Origin of the sequence: Labrys sp. WJW (assembly GCF_001676615.1) — a bacterium.
Classification (GTDB): domain Bacteria; phylum Pseudomonadota; class Alphaproteobacteria; order Rhizobiales; family Labraceae; genus Labrys; species Labrys sedimenti.
The window spans coordinates 98,823-111,900 of record NZ_LYXZ01000018.1 but is presented as its reverse complement, the minus strand read 5'-3'; the positions used below and the strand labels follow the sequence as shown (position 1 = coordinate 111,900).

The 13,078-nt window shown below is 64.4% G+C and carries 11 protein-coding genes; 4 read left to right on the top strand and 7 right to left on the bottom strand.

The features are described from left to right. Positions 1-40: 40 nt before the first annotated feature. Together BA190_RS12530 and BA190_RS12525 are read right to left on the bottom strand one after the other, a co-directional pair. The gene (locus BA190_RS12530) at positions 41-1,957 is read right to left on the bottom strand and encodes an ABC transporter ATP-binding protein/permease (protein ID WP_068287159.1); all 1,917 of its coding nucleotides are present in this window, start codon (positions 1,955-1,957) and stop codon (positions 41-43) included. A 252-nt stretch (positions 1,958-2,209) separates the two neighbouring features. Continuing rightward, positions 2,210-3,955, bottom strand: a complete 1,746-nt coding sequence (locus BA190_RS12525) for a LysM peptidoglycan-binding domain-containing protein (protein ID WP_082979688.1) — start codon at positions 3,953-3,955, stop codon at positions 2,210-2,212. A gap of 247 nt (positions 3,956-4,202) precedes the next feature. Between BA190_RS12525 and BA190_RS12520 the strand changes: the two genes are divergently transcribed. From BA190_RS12520 to BA190_RS12510, 3 genes are all read left to right on the top strand, one after another. Further along, a complete protein-coding gene (locus BA190_RS12520; protein WP_156771495.1) occupies positions 4,203-5,450 on the top strand; it encodes a hypothetical protein in 1,248 nt (415 codons plus the stop codon). Between the two features lie 72 nt (positions 5,451-5,522). Then, positions 5,523-6,125, top strand: a complete 603-nt coding sequence (locus BA190_RS12515; protein WP_068287149.1) for a TIGR00730 family Rossman fold protein — start codon at positions 5,523-5,525, stop codon at positions 6,123-6,125. An 89-nt stretch (positions 6,126-6,214) separates the two neighbouring features. After that, positions 6,215-6,799 (top strand): YceI family protein, encoded by a 585-nt coding sequence (locus tag BA190_RS12510; protein WP_162275099.1) that lies wholly within the window; start codon positions 6,215-6,217, stop codon positions 6,797-6,799. A gap of 69 nt (positions 6,800-6,868) precedes the next feature. Here the strand turns inward: BA190_RS12510 and cimA are convergent, their stop codons facing one another. The 3 genes from cimA to cysS are packed head-to-tail and all read right to left on the bottom strand — an operon-like array spanning position 6,869 to position 10,412. After that, a complete protein-coding gene (cimA, locus tag BA190_RS12505) occupies positions 6,869-8,464 on the bottom strand; it encodes a citramalate synthase (protein ID WP_068287144.1) in 1,596 nt (531 codons plus the stop codon). Further along, a complete protein-coding gene (locus BA190_RS12500) occupies positions 8,461-8,970 on the bottom strand; it encodes a GNAT family N-acetyltransferase (RefSeq protein WP_068287141.1) in 510 nt (169 codons plus the stop codon). Before BA190_RS12500 ends, cimA begins: the two co-directional genes overlap by 4 nt. After that, entirely contained in the window at positions 8,970-10,412 is a 1,443-nt protein-coding gene (gene cysS / locus BA190_RS12495) for a cysteine--tRNA ligase (RefSeq protein ID WP_068287137.1), read from the bottom strand. The genes BA190_RS12500 and cysS overlap by 1 nt, the downstream gene beginning before the upstream one ends. Before the next feature lie 332 nt (positions 10,413-10,744). Here cysS and BA190_RS12490 point away from each other — a divergent pair, with 332 nt between their 5' ends. Beyond that, the gene (locus tag BA190_RS12490; protein ID WP_068287134.1) at positions 10,745-11,047 is read left to right on the top strand and encodes a hypothetical protein; all 303 of its coding nucleotides are present in this window, start codon (positions 10,745-10,747) and stop codon (positions 11,045-11,047) included. A gap of 51 nt (positions 11,048-11,098) precedes the next feature. Here BA190_RS12490 and BA190_RS12485 read toward each other — a convergent pair whose 3' ends face one another. Together BA190_RS12485 and gltX are read right to left on the bottom strand one after the other, a co-directional pair. Then, positions 11,099-11,614, bottom strand: coding sequence for a CreA family protein (locus BA190_RS12485; protein WP_068287132.1), 516 nt, complete (start codon positions 11,612-11,614; stop codon positions 11,099-11,101). 119 nt (positions 11,615-11,733) lie between these two features. Further along, the gene (gene gltX / locus BA190_RS12480) at positions 11,734-13,062 is read right to left on the bottom strand and encodes a glutamate--tRNA ligase (protein ID WP_068287129.1); all 1,329 of its coding nucleotides are present in this window, start codon (positions 13,060-13,062) and stop codon (positions 11,734-11,736) included. Positions 13,063-13,078: the final 16 nt, after the last annotated feature.

Genomic DNA, 13,078 nt, shown 5'->3' with positions numbered 1-13,078 from the left:
GCCGTTCGCCCTTAGCACGAAAACGGGACTTCCGTACCGCCTATCCGGCCAGTGCGTCGCGATAATCGGCTGCCGGCGAGGCATCGTCCTGGGTGCGCTGGAGCTTCTCGCGAGCCTCGTCGGCCTCGCGCTGGCGGTTCCACATGCCGGCATAGACGCCGCCGAAAGCCAGCAATTCCTCATGATTGCCCCGCTCGACGATCACCCCCTTGTCGAGCACGATGATCTCGTCGGCATTCACCACCGTCGAGAGTCGGTGGGCAATCACCAGCGTGGTGCGGTTTTCCGAAATGCGCTCGAGCGCCGCCTGGATCTCCATCTCGGTGTAGCTGTCGAGCGCGGAGGTCGCCTCGTCCAGCACCAGCACCGGAGGCCCCTTGAGGATGGTGCGTGCGATGGCGACACGCTGCTTCTCGCCGCCCGACAATTTAAGGCCACGCTCGCCGACTTCCGTTTCATAGCCCTTGGGCATGCGGCGGATGAAGGTGTCGATCTGGGCGAGGCGAGCCGCCTCCTCCACTTCCGCGTCGGTGGCATCCCACCGGCCATAGCGGATGTTGTAGCGGATGGTGTCGTTGAACAGCACCGTATCCTGCGGCACCATGCCGATGGCGGCGCGCAGTGATTTCTGGGTGACCTCGCGCACATCCTGCCCATCAATCATGACGCGCCCGCCATTGACGTCGTAGAAGCGGAAGAGCAGGCGCGAGATGGTCGATTTGCCGGCACCCGAGGGGCCGACGATCGCCACCGTGCGGCCCGCCGGCACGTCGAAGGAAAGCCCCTGCAGGATCGGCCGGTCGGGGTCGTAATTGAACACCACGTTCTCGAAGGTTACGCGGCCCTCGCGCACCTCGAGCGGCTGGGCGCCCGGCCGGTCCTTCACCTCGGCGTCCTTGTCGAGCAGTTCGAACATGGTCTCGATATCGGTGATGCCCTGCTTGATCTCGCGATAGGCAAAGCCGAGGAAGTTCAAGGGCGTGGAGAGCTGCAGCCACATCACGTTGAGCAAGGCGATGTCGCCGACGGTGTTGACGCCGTGATAGACGCCCAGGCCCGCCAGCAGCAGCGAAGCCAGCATGCCCGCCATGAAGATGATGCCCTGGCCGATATTGAGCCAGGTCAGGGTGATATAGGTCCGGATCGCCGACTTCTCGTAGGACGCCATGGCGCGGTCGTAGCGGGCGAGCTCGCGGTCCTCGTTGGAGAAATACTTGACAGTCTCGTAGTTGAGCAGGCTGTCGATCGCCTTCTGGTTGGCGTCGGTGTCGGAATCGTTCATCTCGCGGCGGATGCTGATCCGCCATTCCGTCGCCTTGACGGTGAACCAGACATAGACCGCCGTGGTGACGAGCACGATCAGCGCATAGCGCCAGTCGAATTGCAGCACCAGCATGACCAGATAGAGCGCCAGCTCCACGATGGTCGGCAGGATGTTGATGGTGGCGAAGCGGACGATGTTCTCGATGCCGGTGCGCCCGCGATCGATCACCCGCGACAGGCCACCGGTCTTGCGCTCGAGATGATAGCGCAGGCTGAGATTATGGATATGCTCGAACGTCTCGATCGCCAGCCGCCGCACGGCATACATGAACACGGCGGCGAACAGCCCGTCCTTCCATTGCGAGATTGCCGTCATCAGGATGCGTGCTGCGCCATAGGCCACCAGCATGGTGAGGGGCACACCGGCCAGCATCACCGCGAGCGTATGGCCCGTGAGCTCGCGCCCGCCGCCGACGGCTGCCAGGCCGTCGGTCGCCCATTTGAGCGTGTAGGGCACGACCAGGGTGATGAGCTTGGTCAGCAGCAGGAGCACGAAGGCCCATACCACCCGCATGCGCAGGTCCGCACGGTCCTGTGGCCACATATAGGGCCACAAATGCTTCATGGTCTGGAGAAAGGCACCCTGGTCTGCGCTGACGCGCTTGGGAGCGGCGGAAGGGTCGGCGGACGGCATCAACGATCTTTCGGCCGGAGAGCGGAGAGCGCCGGCATCAGGAGTTTTCCAAAGCGTTTTGCGATTTGACTGAATCGCCTCGAATCGCAAAGACGCGTCGAAACAAAGAATCGGAGCAAAAAGCGTTCAGGCATGAATGCGCTTTGCTCTCGATGACGCTGCGTAGTTAGGTCTGGAACGCCGTGACCGCAAGCGTCTTGCGACGAAATCTCGTTATGCCGGGCCTTGGGCCAGGCCCGCAGCCCGTTCGACTCAGGGGGCTTTCTTATCCGGCATGACGAAGATCTGCCCTGGATAGATCAGGTTGGGGTTGCGGATCTGATCGGTATTGGCGTCGTAAATCCAGGTATAGCGGATGCCCTGGCCATAGACCTTACGTGAAATCCGCCAAAGATTGTCGCCCTGCACGATCGTCGTGGTGCGGATCTCCGGGATGACCGCTACCGAGGGCGGCGGCGAAGGCTGGGCCGGTTTGGCCTCGCTCGTCTGCACCGGCTCCGTGGCGGGCGTCGCAGGGTTGGAGGCGGATGGCGTCGTAGCAGACTTCGGCACCACGGCATTGCCGGAGGCCGGCGGTGCGGCTTCCGCCTGAGTCGGAGACAAGGCAGCTCCCGTAGCGCCTGCTCCCGGGCTGCCGGACTCCGTTGCCGGAGAGGCCCCCTGGGCCGGTACGGAAGCCGCGGCCGGCTGCGTCTTGCTGCCAGGAGCCGTTTCGCCAGGAAGCGGTTTACCTGGTATCGGGGTGGCAGCGCCGGGCATGGCGGTCGACGGCCTGGTCGCCGGCTGGGACGGTGTTGCAGCCGGCTCTCCGCTGCGGCTCGCCCCCGAACGCGACGGTGTGGCGATCGCCGCCACCACGGCCGGAGCCGAGGCCGTAGGTGCCTTGTCGACCATGGTGAAGGGTACCTCGGCCCGTGTCATCACCTGCCCGTTGGCAGCGGCGACATCGTCGACACGCACCCGATAATTACCCGGCTGCATGCCCTTCTCGATGGTCATGCCGAAGGTGCCGTCCTTGGCCGCGGTCACGCCCGTTACCAGCGTATCGTTGAGATAGATGCGCAGGGCAGCCCCCGGTTCGGCCCGGCCCGTCACGAAGAAGCGGCCCATCTCGTCCGCTTCGACGGTCCGGATCGAGACATTGGCCCGCGAAGATGCCTTGTCCGCATTGGCAGATACGCTTGCCGGAGCCGGCGTTGCCGGCTGCTCGGGTGCCTTGCCTGCCGGCTGCGCCGCATCGGTCAGGACCTTGGAGGGCTGGTCGGGCGTGTTGAGGACGACCACCACCTCTTCGCCCGGCTTTTCGGGAACGCGCACGGAGAGGGTCTGTTCGGACAAGGTCACCTTGCCGTCCGGCGAGGTGGTGCGCAGGGTCAGCTCGCAGGGGCCTTTCGGCAAGGCCGGCGGCGTGATCGCCCAGGTTCCATTGATGTCGGCGACCACGCGGGCATAGGGATTGCCGTTGCGCAGCAATTCCACCGTGGCGCCGGAAGCGGCCCGCCCGGCGATCACCGCGCTGCCGGCCGGCTCGATGCGGGCAATGTCGAAGGTCGGGGCAATCTGCCCCTTGGCCGCATCCGGCTTCGGCGTCTCGGGCTTGGGAGGCTGGGGTTGGGCTGCTTCAGTTTTGGCAATGTTCGACGGAGCCGCCTGTGTCTTGCCAGTGTCGGGCTTTCCGGAATCGGGCTTGGGCGCTTCGGCAGCGGCCGTCGGAGCTTTCGCGGCGTCGGTCTTGGCCGCCTCGACATTGCCTCCGGCAGTCTTGGCGGCCTCCGAAGCGCTCGATCCCGGCTTGCCGGCTACCTGGCCGTCGGTCGGCATCGGCTTTTGTGCCGTGCCGGCAGGAGGATTGGCGGTGACCGCCGGCTTGGTATCGCCGCCAAGCGGCGACGGCGACCGTGCAGGCTCGCGCACCAGCACGCTATAAAGCGTACCGACGCTGACAACGCTCGCTGCTCCCACTATTCCAGCCAGACTCTTCCAGCCCACTGCCATCATCTACTCCCGATGCAAGAACGCGCATCGTTTCATCGAATTCTACTTACCCGCTCCGCCTGCAAGACGAAAGGCCACGCCGCCGAGATGTCGGGCAAACAAAGTATCGCGCCGGTTTACTTCACCTGCAACCGTATCATATCCGGCGCGTGCCGGTATCGACCGACTGCAGCGCCATTGCCGCAGAATTGTGATGAAATTCGAGGAACGCACGATATTCTTCATCGCATGGGCTTGATCGGAAGGTTCCATGAAACGAACGGCGCTGTTTGTATCTGCTCTTTGCCTGACAATTCTTTTTGGAATCCTATCATCGCAAGCTGGCCAAACAGCGGCTGGAACACGTTCGAAAAGCGCGGCGATGCGCATTCTCATCGTGCGCAGTGCAGCAGCGGATTGCGAACCCAGCTGCGCCGAATGGATTTCCGCAGAGGGTGACATCACCGCCGCGACGCCGGCGCTGCTGCGCAAGGTCCTCAAAGCCACCGGGGGCAGGAAGCTGCCCTTCATCCTCACCTCACCCGGCGGAGACGTCGCCGCAGGCTACGCCATGGGACGCCTGATTCGCCGGGCGGGCCTGGAGGTCACTGTCGGTCGGACAGTGTTGGCTCCCTGCGCGCCAGGGGAGACGAAATGCACCGACACCCTGATGAAGGGCCGTCGCGGCTTCGCCAACAATGTGGGAGCCTTTTGCAATTCGGCCTGTGTGTTCGTGCTGGCCGGCGGCGTCGCGCGCCACGTCTTTTGGGTCAGCCCGGTCGGTGTGCATCAATTCGCCACTTCCCGGACTCTGACACGCTGGCGCCAGACCACGCTCAACGGACGCGTCATCCGGCGGGACATTGTGTCGGTCAGCCGGATCAAGGTAAAGACGACACAGGCGCAATATGACCAGGCTGCCCGATTTTTCGACGAAATGGGCATCGATCCCGGTATCAACGAGCTGGTTCAGCTTGCGGGCAACAACGACATCCACGTCATGGACCGCAGTGAACTCCTGGCGACGAAGATCATCACGGACGGCCAGGATGCGAGAGGGCAGATTCTCAAGCTCCAGGCGGCACTGGAGGTTCCGAAGACACCCCCGCCCGTCATCGCCTCCGCCACATCTACCGCCGATGTGCCGGCGGGACTGTTCGAGGGCAAGGCCATGATCTCGCATATCGAGCTGCGGCAGGCCGCAGAGGGCAACGGCGTACAGGCCAGCATAACGCCGTCGATCGGCGACGTCGCCTTGCCCGTCGCCGACCTCGTCGCAATCTTCCAGATCGACGATACGCTTGCTCTCTCGGATACGCCCGGGAATATCCTGCCACCTGCCCCGGCCCTGACAATCGCCCTTGCCCCCACCGCCTTCTGCTCGCTCGGCTCGAGTCGCTCCCTGCGCTTTACCATCGGCCCGAAAGCAGGCAGTTCCGCCACGCCCGAAACCGTCATGGTCTCGACGGGCCGCTTCCGCGATCTGGATGCCCTCCTCGACAGGGTCTGCCGCAAATAGCGCGCCGCCCACGGCACATGCTTCCGGCAAAGCGGCTTGACCCCGCCCCTGCTGCGATGCGAAACCGGGGGCATGACAAAGCTTCGTTCGATTTGCGTCTATTGCGGCTCCAGCAATGGCACCCGTCCCGACTATGTCGCCGGCGCCGAGCGCCTCGGCCGGGACATGGCGGCCGGCGGCATCCGCCTCGTCTATGGCGGCGGCAATGTCGGCCTGATGGGCACGGTCGCCCGCGCCGTCATCGAGAATGGCGGCCAGGTCACCGGCATCATCCCGACCTTCCTGCAGCGGCGCGAGCGCATGCTCACCGAGGTCGAGGAACTCATCGTCACCAAGGACATGCATGAGCGCAAGCGCCTGATGTTCGAGCGGGCCGATGCCTTTGTCGCCCTTCCCGGTGGCGTCGGCACCCTGGAGGAACTGGTCGAGCAGCTCACCTGGGCCCAGCTCGGCCAGCACAAGAAGCCGATCGTGCTGGTCAATATCGACGGCTTCTGGACACGGTTCCTCGACATTCTCGACCATATGCGCGAGGAGGGCTTCATTCGGCCCGAAACCGCCGTGGACGTGCTGGTGGCCAACACACCCGAAGAGGTCGTGCCGATGGTCACGGCAGCGATCGAAAAGATCTCGCGCGCCGAAATGGCAATGAGCGTCGCACCCGAGACGCTCTGAAGCCGCCTCCAGGGGTTGCGGTCGAATAGGATCGCGGCCTCGGGTGTTCATGCCACGGTGTTTTGCGATCGGGCGGCATGGACAATGCGATGAGGCAGTTTTTCCAGGCGAGCGCGGCGGCGCTGTTTTTCAGTACCTGCCTTACGTCCCCTGTCCTGGCAGGCGATCTCTACGATCTCGATCCCGAGCATACCCAGACGATCTTCCACATCGACCATCTCGGCTATTCCACCGTCTCCGGCAGCTTCCGCCAATTGAAGGGCGTGCTGACACTCGACGAGGTACATCCCGAGCAAAGCCTGGTCGAGGTGGCGATCGAGGCGTCCAGCGTCGATACGGGAGTAGCTGCGCGCGACGGAGATCTGACGTCGAGCGAGTTCTTCGACGTCGCTCGCCATCAGACGATCACCTTCCGGACCACGAAGGTGAAGCGCCGTGGCCCGCGCAGCGCCGATCTCAGCGGTGACCTGACACTGCTGGGGATCTCCAGGCCCGTGACGCTGCGAACCACCTTCAACCGCGTCGCACCGGATCCATTGCGCGGCAACCGCATGGTCGCCGGCTTCACGGCCACCACGACGATCCGGCGTTCGGATTTCGGCATGAAGGCCTTCATCCCCCTGATCGGCGACGTCGTGCGCATCGATATCAACGCCGAAGCGATCCGGCGCTGAGCGATGGAGTGTCGACCTCCAGGTCGACATGTGCCTGAAGATGTCGACCTGGAGGTCGACACTCCCTTTTCACACCTCCGCGCCGGCCTTGAGCAGCTTGTAGGTCATCGAATCCACCAGGGCCTGGAAGGAAGCGTCGATGATGTTGTCGGAGACGCCTACGGTGGCCCAGCGGTCGCCGGCGGCGTCCTGGAATTCGATCAGCACCCGCGTCACGGCATCCGTACCGCCCTGGAAGACGCGGACCTTGTAGTCGATCAGCTTCAGGTCCTCGATGACCGACTGGTATTTGCCCAAATCCTTGCGGAGCGCCGTGTCGAGGGCGTTCACCGGGCCATGTCCCTCGGCCGCGGAGATCAGTTCCTCGGCACCGACCCTGACCTTGACGATGGCCTCGGAGAACACGCCGAGCTCCCCGCGCTCGTTCCAGCGCCGCTCGACATTGACGCTGAAACGCTCGACGAAGAAGAACTCCGGCACGCTGCCGAGAATGCGCTTGGCCAGGAGGAAGAAGGAAGCATCGGCGCCCTCATAGGCATAGCCCTGCGCTTCCTTGTCCTTCAGCGCGCCGAGCAGGCGCGAGAGGCGCGGATCGTCCTTGTCGATCGCGAGGCCCAGGCGCTCCAGTTCGGCCAGGATGTTCGACTTGCCGGCCTGGTCCGAAACCAGCAGCTTGCGCCGGTTGCCCACGCTCTCGGGCGGCACGTGCTCATAGGTCGAAGGATCCTTCATCACGGCCGAGGCATGGATGCCGGCCTTGGTGGCGAAGGCCGAGGAACCGACATAGGGCGCATGATGGTCGGGCATGCGGTTGAGCAGTTCGTCGAGCTTGCGCGAGACGCGCGTGAGGCTTTCGAGCCTGGCCGCATCCACGCCGATCTCGAAGCGCTCGGCATAAGCGGGCTTGAGCAGCAGCGTCGGGATCAGCGAGGTGAGATTGGCGTTGCCGCAGCGCTCGCCAAGCCCGTTCAGCGTACCCTGGATCTGGCGCACCCCCGCCCGGACAGCCGCCAGCGAATTGGCGACGGCCTGCTCGGTATCGTTGTGGGCATGGATACCGAGATGGCTGCCCGGAATCGCCTTGGTCACCTCGCCGACGATGCGCTCGACCTCATGCGGCAGGGTGCCGCCATTGGTATCGCATAGCACCACCCAGCGCGCACCGGCTTCATGGGCCGTGCGGGCGCAGGCGAGCGCATAGTCGGGATTGGCCTTGTAGCCATCGAAGAAATGCTCGCAGTCGAGCAGCACCTCGCGCCCGCGCGCCTTGGCGGTGGCGACGCTGTCGCGGATCGAATCGAGATTCTCTTCCAGGCTGATGCCGAGGGCCATGCGCACCTGGTGGTCCCAGCTCTTGGCCACGAAGCAGATCGCGTCGGCCTGCGCATCCAGGAGGCCGGCGACGCCAGGGTCGTTGGCGGCCGAGCGCCCGGCCCGCTTGGTCATGCCGAAGGCGGTGAACTTCGCCTTGAGACCGCTCCGCTGGCTGAAGAACTGCGTGTCGAGCGGATTGGCGCCGGGATAGCCACCCTCGACATAGTCGACGCCGAGATCGTCGAGCAGGCGCGCGATCGCCTGCTTGTCGGCGAGCGAGAAGTCGACGCCCGTGGTCTGGGCGCCGTCGCGCAGGGTGGTGTCGAACAGATAGAGACGATCGCGCGTCATTGCCGGCTCGCATCGGGCGGGGCCACGAGCGCCTTCTTCATGGTGGTGTTACCGAGCCATTCGTCGCCGAGCGACACGGTGTTGCGCTGCTGGGGCACGAAACCCTGCCTTTGGAAAAAGTCACGGGCAGTGTCGCTGGCATCGACGGTGAGCTGGGTGGCGCCGCGCGCCTTGGCGAGTTGCTCGATGGCGCCATAGAGCGTCGAGGCCACGCCCTGCCTGGCAACCGCGGGATGGACGTAGAGCAGGTCGACCAGTTCCTTGCCCTTCAAGGCGATGAAGCCGACCGGCGAGCCCCCGACCGTCGCAACCAAGGTGAGACAGCCGGCAAGGCGCTTGCCCCAGGCTTCCTCGTCCTCGGCGGCTTCGGCCCAGGCTTCCTGCTGGGTTTCGGAATAGTCCTCGCCCGTCAATTCGTGGATACTGGCCCTGAAGATCTCGGCCAGGATCGGCGCATCGGCGGGCAGGAAGGGGCGTAGCCCCGGCTTGGGCATGGATTGGGCCATCAGAGCTTGACCTCCCAGCTGGTGGTGCCGTCCTTGTTGTCCTTGACGGCGATGTTCAGCCGGGTGAGCTCGTCGCGGATGCGATCGGACTCCGGCCAGTTCTTCTCGGCACGTGCCACCTTGCGGGCCGCCAGAAGCGCCTCGACCTCCTGCCTCAGGCCATCGCTGACATGCGTGTCGCCCTTCAGGGCTGCCGCATCGTTGCTGAAGCCCAGAAAGGCGAGCGTCGCCGCCCGGTCGGCCGGATCGGCGATCTGGTGCAGGCGCGCCAGCATGGCTGGAGTGTTGAGATCGTCCGACAGAGCCTCGATCACGCCGGCATCGACATTTCCGCCCGCAGGCAACTCCTCATACCAGCGCAGCAGGGTCTGCTGGGCCTCGTTCAAGGCCTGCAAGGTCCAGTCGATCGGCTGGCGATAATGGGTGCGCAACATGGCGAGCCTCAGCACGTCGCCATGCCAGGCGCGCCCGCCGAACCTGTCGCTGCCGAGCAGCTCGCGAATGGTGATGAAGTTGCCGAGGCTCTTCGACATCTTCTCGCTCTCGACCTGCAGGAAGCCATTATGCATCCAGACATTGGCCATCACCGGCGTGTCGAAGGCGCAGCAGCTCTGGGCGATCTCGTTCTCGTGGTGCGGGAAGACGAGATCGATGCCACCGCCATGGATATCGAAGACGTTGCGGGCCGGATCGTCGCAGGCAATGCCACCGCCATAAGGGGTGAGCAGCGTCGCCATCGACATGGCCGAGCACTCGATATGCCAGCCCGGACGGCCGGGCGTGGCGATGCCCAAGGGGCTCGGCCAGCCGGGCTGATTGCCATGCGAGGGCTTCCACAGCACGAAATCCATGGCGTCGCGTTTATAGGGCGCAACATCGACACGGGCACCAGCCAGCATCTCGTCGAGCGAGCGGCGGGCGAGCGCTCCATAGCGCGGTACTGTCGCGAGCTTCTCCATGGCATGCACGGAGAACAGCACATGCTCCTCGGCGACATAGGCGACCCCGCGCGCCACCAGGCGCTCGATGATGGCCTTCATCTCCTCGATATGATCGGTCGCGCGCGGCTCGACCATCTGCGGCGGCTGGCCGGGCTGATTAACCTGATCGGGCATCAGCACGCCGAGTTCCCTTATGTCCTGGTGGAACTGGGCCAGGGTACCATTGGTCAGTTCGCGGATGGTGATGCCGCGCTCGGCCGCGCGCTCGTTGATCTTGTCGTCGACGTCGGTGATGTTGCGCGCGTAAGAGACATGCGCGGCGCCGTAGACATGGCGCAGCAGGCGGAACAGCAGGTCGAAGACGATGATCGGCCGTGCATTGCCGATATGGGCAAAGTCGTAGACGGTCGGGCCGCAGACATACATACGCACCCGATCGGGATCGATCGGCGTGAAATCGACCTTGGCGCGCGTACGGGTATCGTAGAGCCGTAAAACCATGAGTTCCCCACCTCGGCTGGCCGGGGGCGTCCTGCGCTCAAGATTTTGGGCGAATGACGGCGCCAGCCAGCGTTGCTGCTAGCTGCAAATAATCCGCGAAAGGATGGCCGTCTTTGTCATGGCCGGGAGCAATGTGCCATGCGGGCGACGTTGTCAAGCCACACGAGACAAGGACGGCATCCGCTTTCTCCAGTGCCAGAGTGATGCACCCAGGCAACAGAGTTTCGCCAAAAATTAAACACGCAGATTTACGTATGTTTAAAAACGCACAGCGATGATAGGCAAGCTCCGCTATCCGAACGGGGCAGACCCCGTTCACATGTGTGATTTCGATGAACCTGCGTACCCTCTCCTTCATCGCGGCTTGCCTGGCCTTCGCCAGCCCCGCCTCCGCCCAGAACGTGGCTTCCTTCGTCGTCAGCAGCGATGACGGCTACGGCGTCGACACCTGCCTGGAAAGCGGCTCGCCTTGCGGCCAGCCGATTGCCAGCGAATGGTGCGTCGCCAATGGTTATGCCAAGGCCGTCGCCTTCCGCCGCCAGACTGAAACCGACATCACCGGCGCCATCAACGCGCCCACGCAGGTGGCCGCTGCCGCGCAGCCGCACGCCGTCGTGATCACCTGCGAGAAGTAAAAACTTCACGGGAAGTGGGAATGCGGGCGGCAGCTCTGCCGGGCTCCGCCCTCAGTCGGTGACGAAATCGCCGCATTTCTGCGGCGGCTCGCCAGCCCAGGGCATCACCGGTACCGACGAGGTCGAGTTCTTCGGAGATCCCTCGATCAGCTTGTCGGTGTAGACCAGATAGACCAGCACATTGCGCTTGGCGTCGCAGCCGCGCACCACCTGCATCTTCTTGAAGAACAGCGAGCGGGACTGGCGGTAGACCAGGGCGCCCTGCTCGAATTTTTCCTTGAACTTGATCGGCCCGACCTGGCGGCAGGCCAGGGAGACGTCCGACACCTCCTCGGCCACCCCGAACATGCCCTTGAGACCGCCCTTCTCCGGCACGGTGAAGTGGCAGGCAACCCCTTCGACATCGGGATCGTCGATGCCGTAGACCGCAAGCTTGTCATCGGGGGTCAGGAATTTCCATACCGTCGACTTGCGGAAGATCAGGTCCGGCTCCTGCGCCTGGGCAGCGGCGGGAGCCGCCAGGGCAAGTCCGATTACGGCAAGGCCGAAGCATATTCTACGCAACATGCGGGGTCTCCTTATCGGGCCCCATATGGGAAGGCCCCTGGCCGGGCGCTAGAGTGGAGTGTCGACCTCCCGGTCGAGATCCCTCATAAATCCAATGTCAGGATGTCGGCACTCCAGCCTCAGCCTGCCAGCCGTGCCAACGCCTGTTCGCGGCCGATCAAGGGCAACAGCGCCTTGAGTTCGGGACCATGATCGAGCCCGGTCAGCGCTTGGCGCAGCGGCATGAACAAGGCCTTGCCCTTGGCACCGGTGGCGTCTTTCACGGCCTGTGTCCAGGCGCTCCAGGTGTTCTCGTCCCAGGGTTCGCTCGGCAGCAGTGCGGCGGCGCGGCCGAGGAACTCCCGATCCCGTTCGCCGGCGGCGACAGGTCCGGTGACTACGTCCCACCAGGTCTTCGCATCCGCCAGCCTGACGAGATTGCTGCGCACGGCAAGCCAGAATGCCTCGCCGCCTTCGATACCGAGAGCCGCGAGTCGCTGCGAGACATCCGCATAATCCGTCTCGTGCAGCAGCTTGGCGTTGAGAGTCTCGATCTCGGCCGGATCGAACCGTGCCGGCGCCCGCGAGATGCGCGAGAGGTCGACCAGCGCCGCCAGTTCCGGCAAAGTTGCGATCGGCCTGACAGCCTCGGCCGTGCCGGTCAGCACCGCCAGGCTCGCCACCGCCATCGGCTCCAAGCCGTCCTCGCGCAGCGAACCGATCGACAGCGCGCCACTGCGCTTGGATAGCCCCTCGCCGCTCACCGTAGTGAGCAGGTTGTGGTGCGCAAAAGCCGGCACGGTGCCTCCCAGCGCCTCGAAGATCTCAATCTGCACGGCGGTGTTGGTGACATGGTCCTCGCCGCGGATGATATGGGTGACGCCGAGATCGATGTCGTCGACCACCGAGGGGAGCGTGTAGAGATAGCCGCCATCGGCGCGGATCAGCACCGGATCGGAGAGCGAGGCGGTATCGACATGGGCGTGGCCACGCACGCCATCCTGCCATTCGACGATGCGGTGGTTGAGCAGGAAGCGCCAATGCGGCCGGCGCCCCTCGGCCTCCATTGCCACCCTCTGCTCGGCCGTCAGGCGCAGGGCCGCCCGGTCATAGACCGGCGGCAGGCCGCGAGCCTTCTGCAAGGTGCGCCGGCGCTCCAGCTCCTCCTCGGTCTCGTAGCAGGGATAGAGCCGGCCGGCCCCGCGCAGGCTGGCGGCCGCGGCATCATAGAGGGCCATGCGTTCCGACTGGCGGGCCTGCACGTCCGGCACCATGCCAAGCCAGGCAAGGTCCACCGCAATGGCGTCGGCATATTCCTGGCGCGAACGGGCGGTGTCGGTATCGTCATAGCGCAGGATGAAGCGCCCACCATCGCGCTTGGCCACACACCAGTTCAGCAAGGCGGTACGGATATTGCCGATATGGATATAGCCGGTGGGAGATGGCGCAAAACGGACGACGGGCGGCATGATGGGCTTTCAAAAT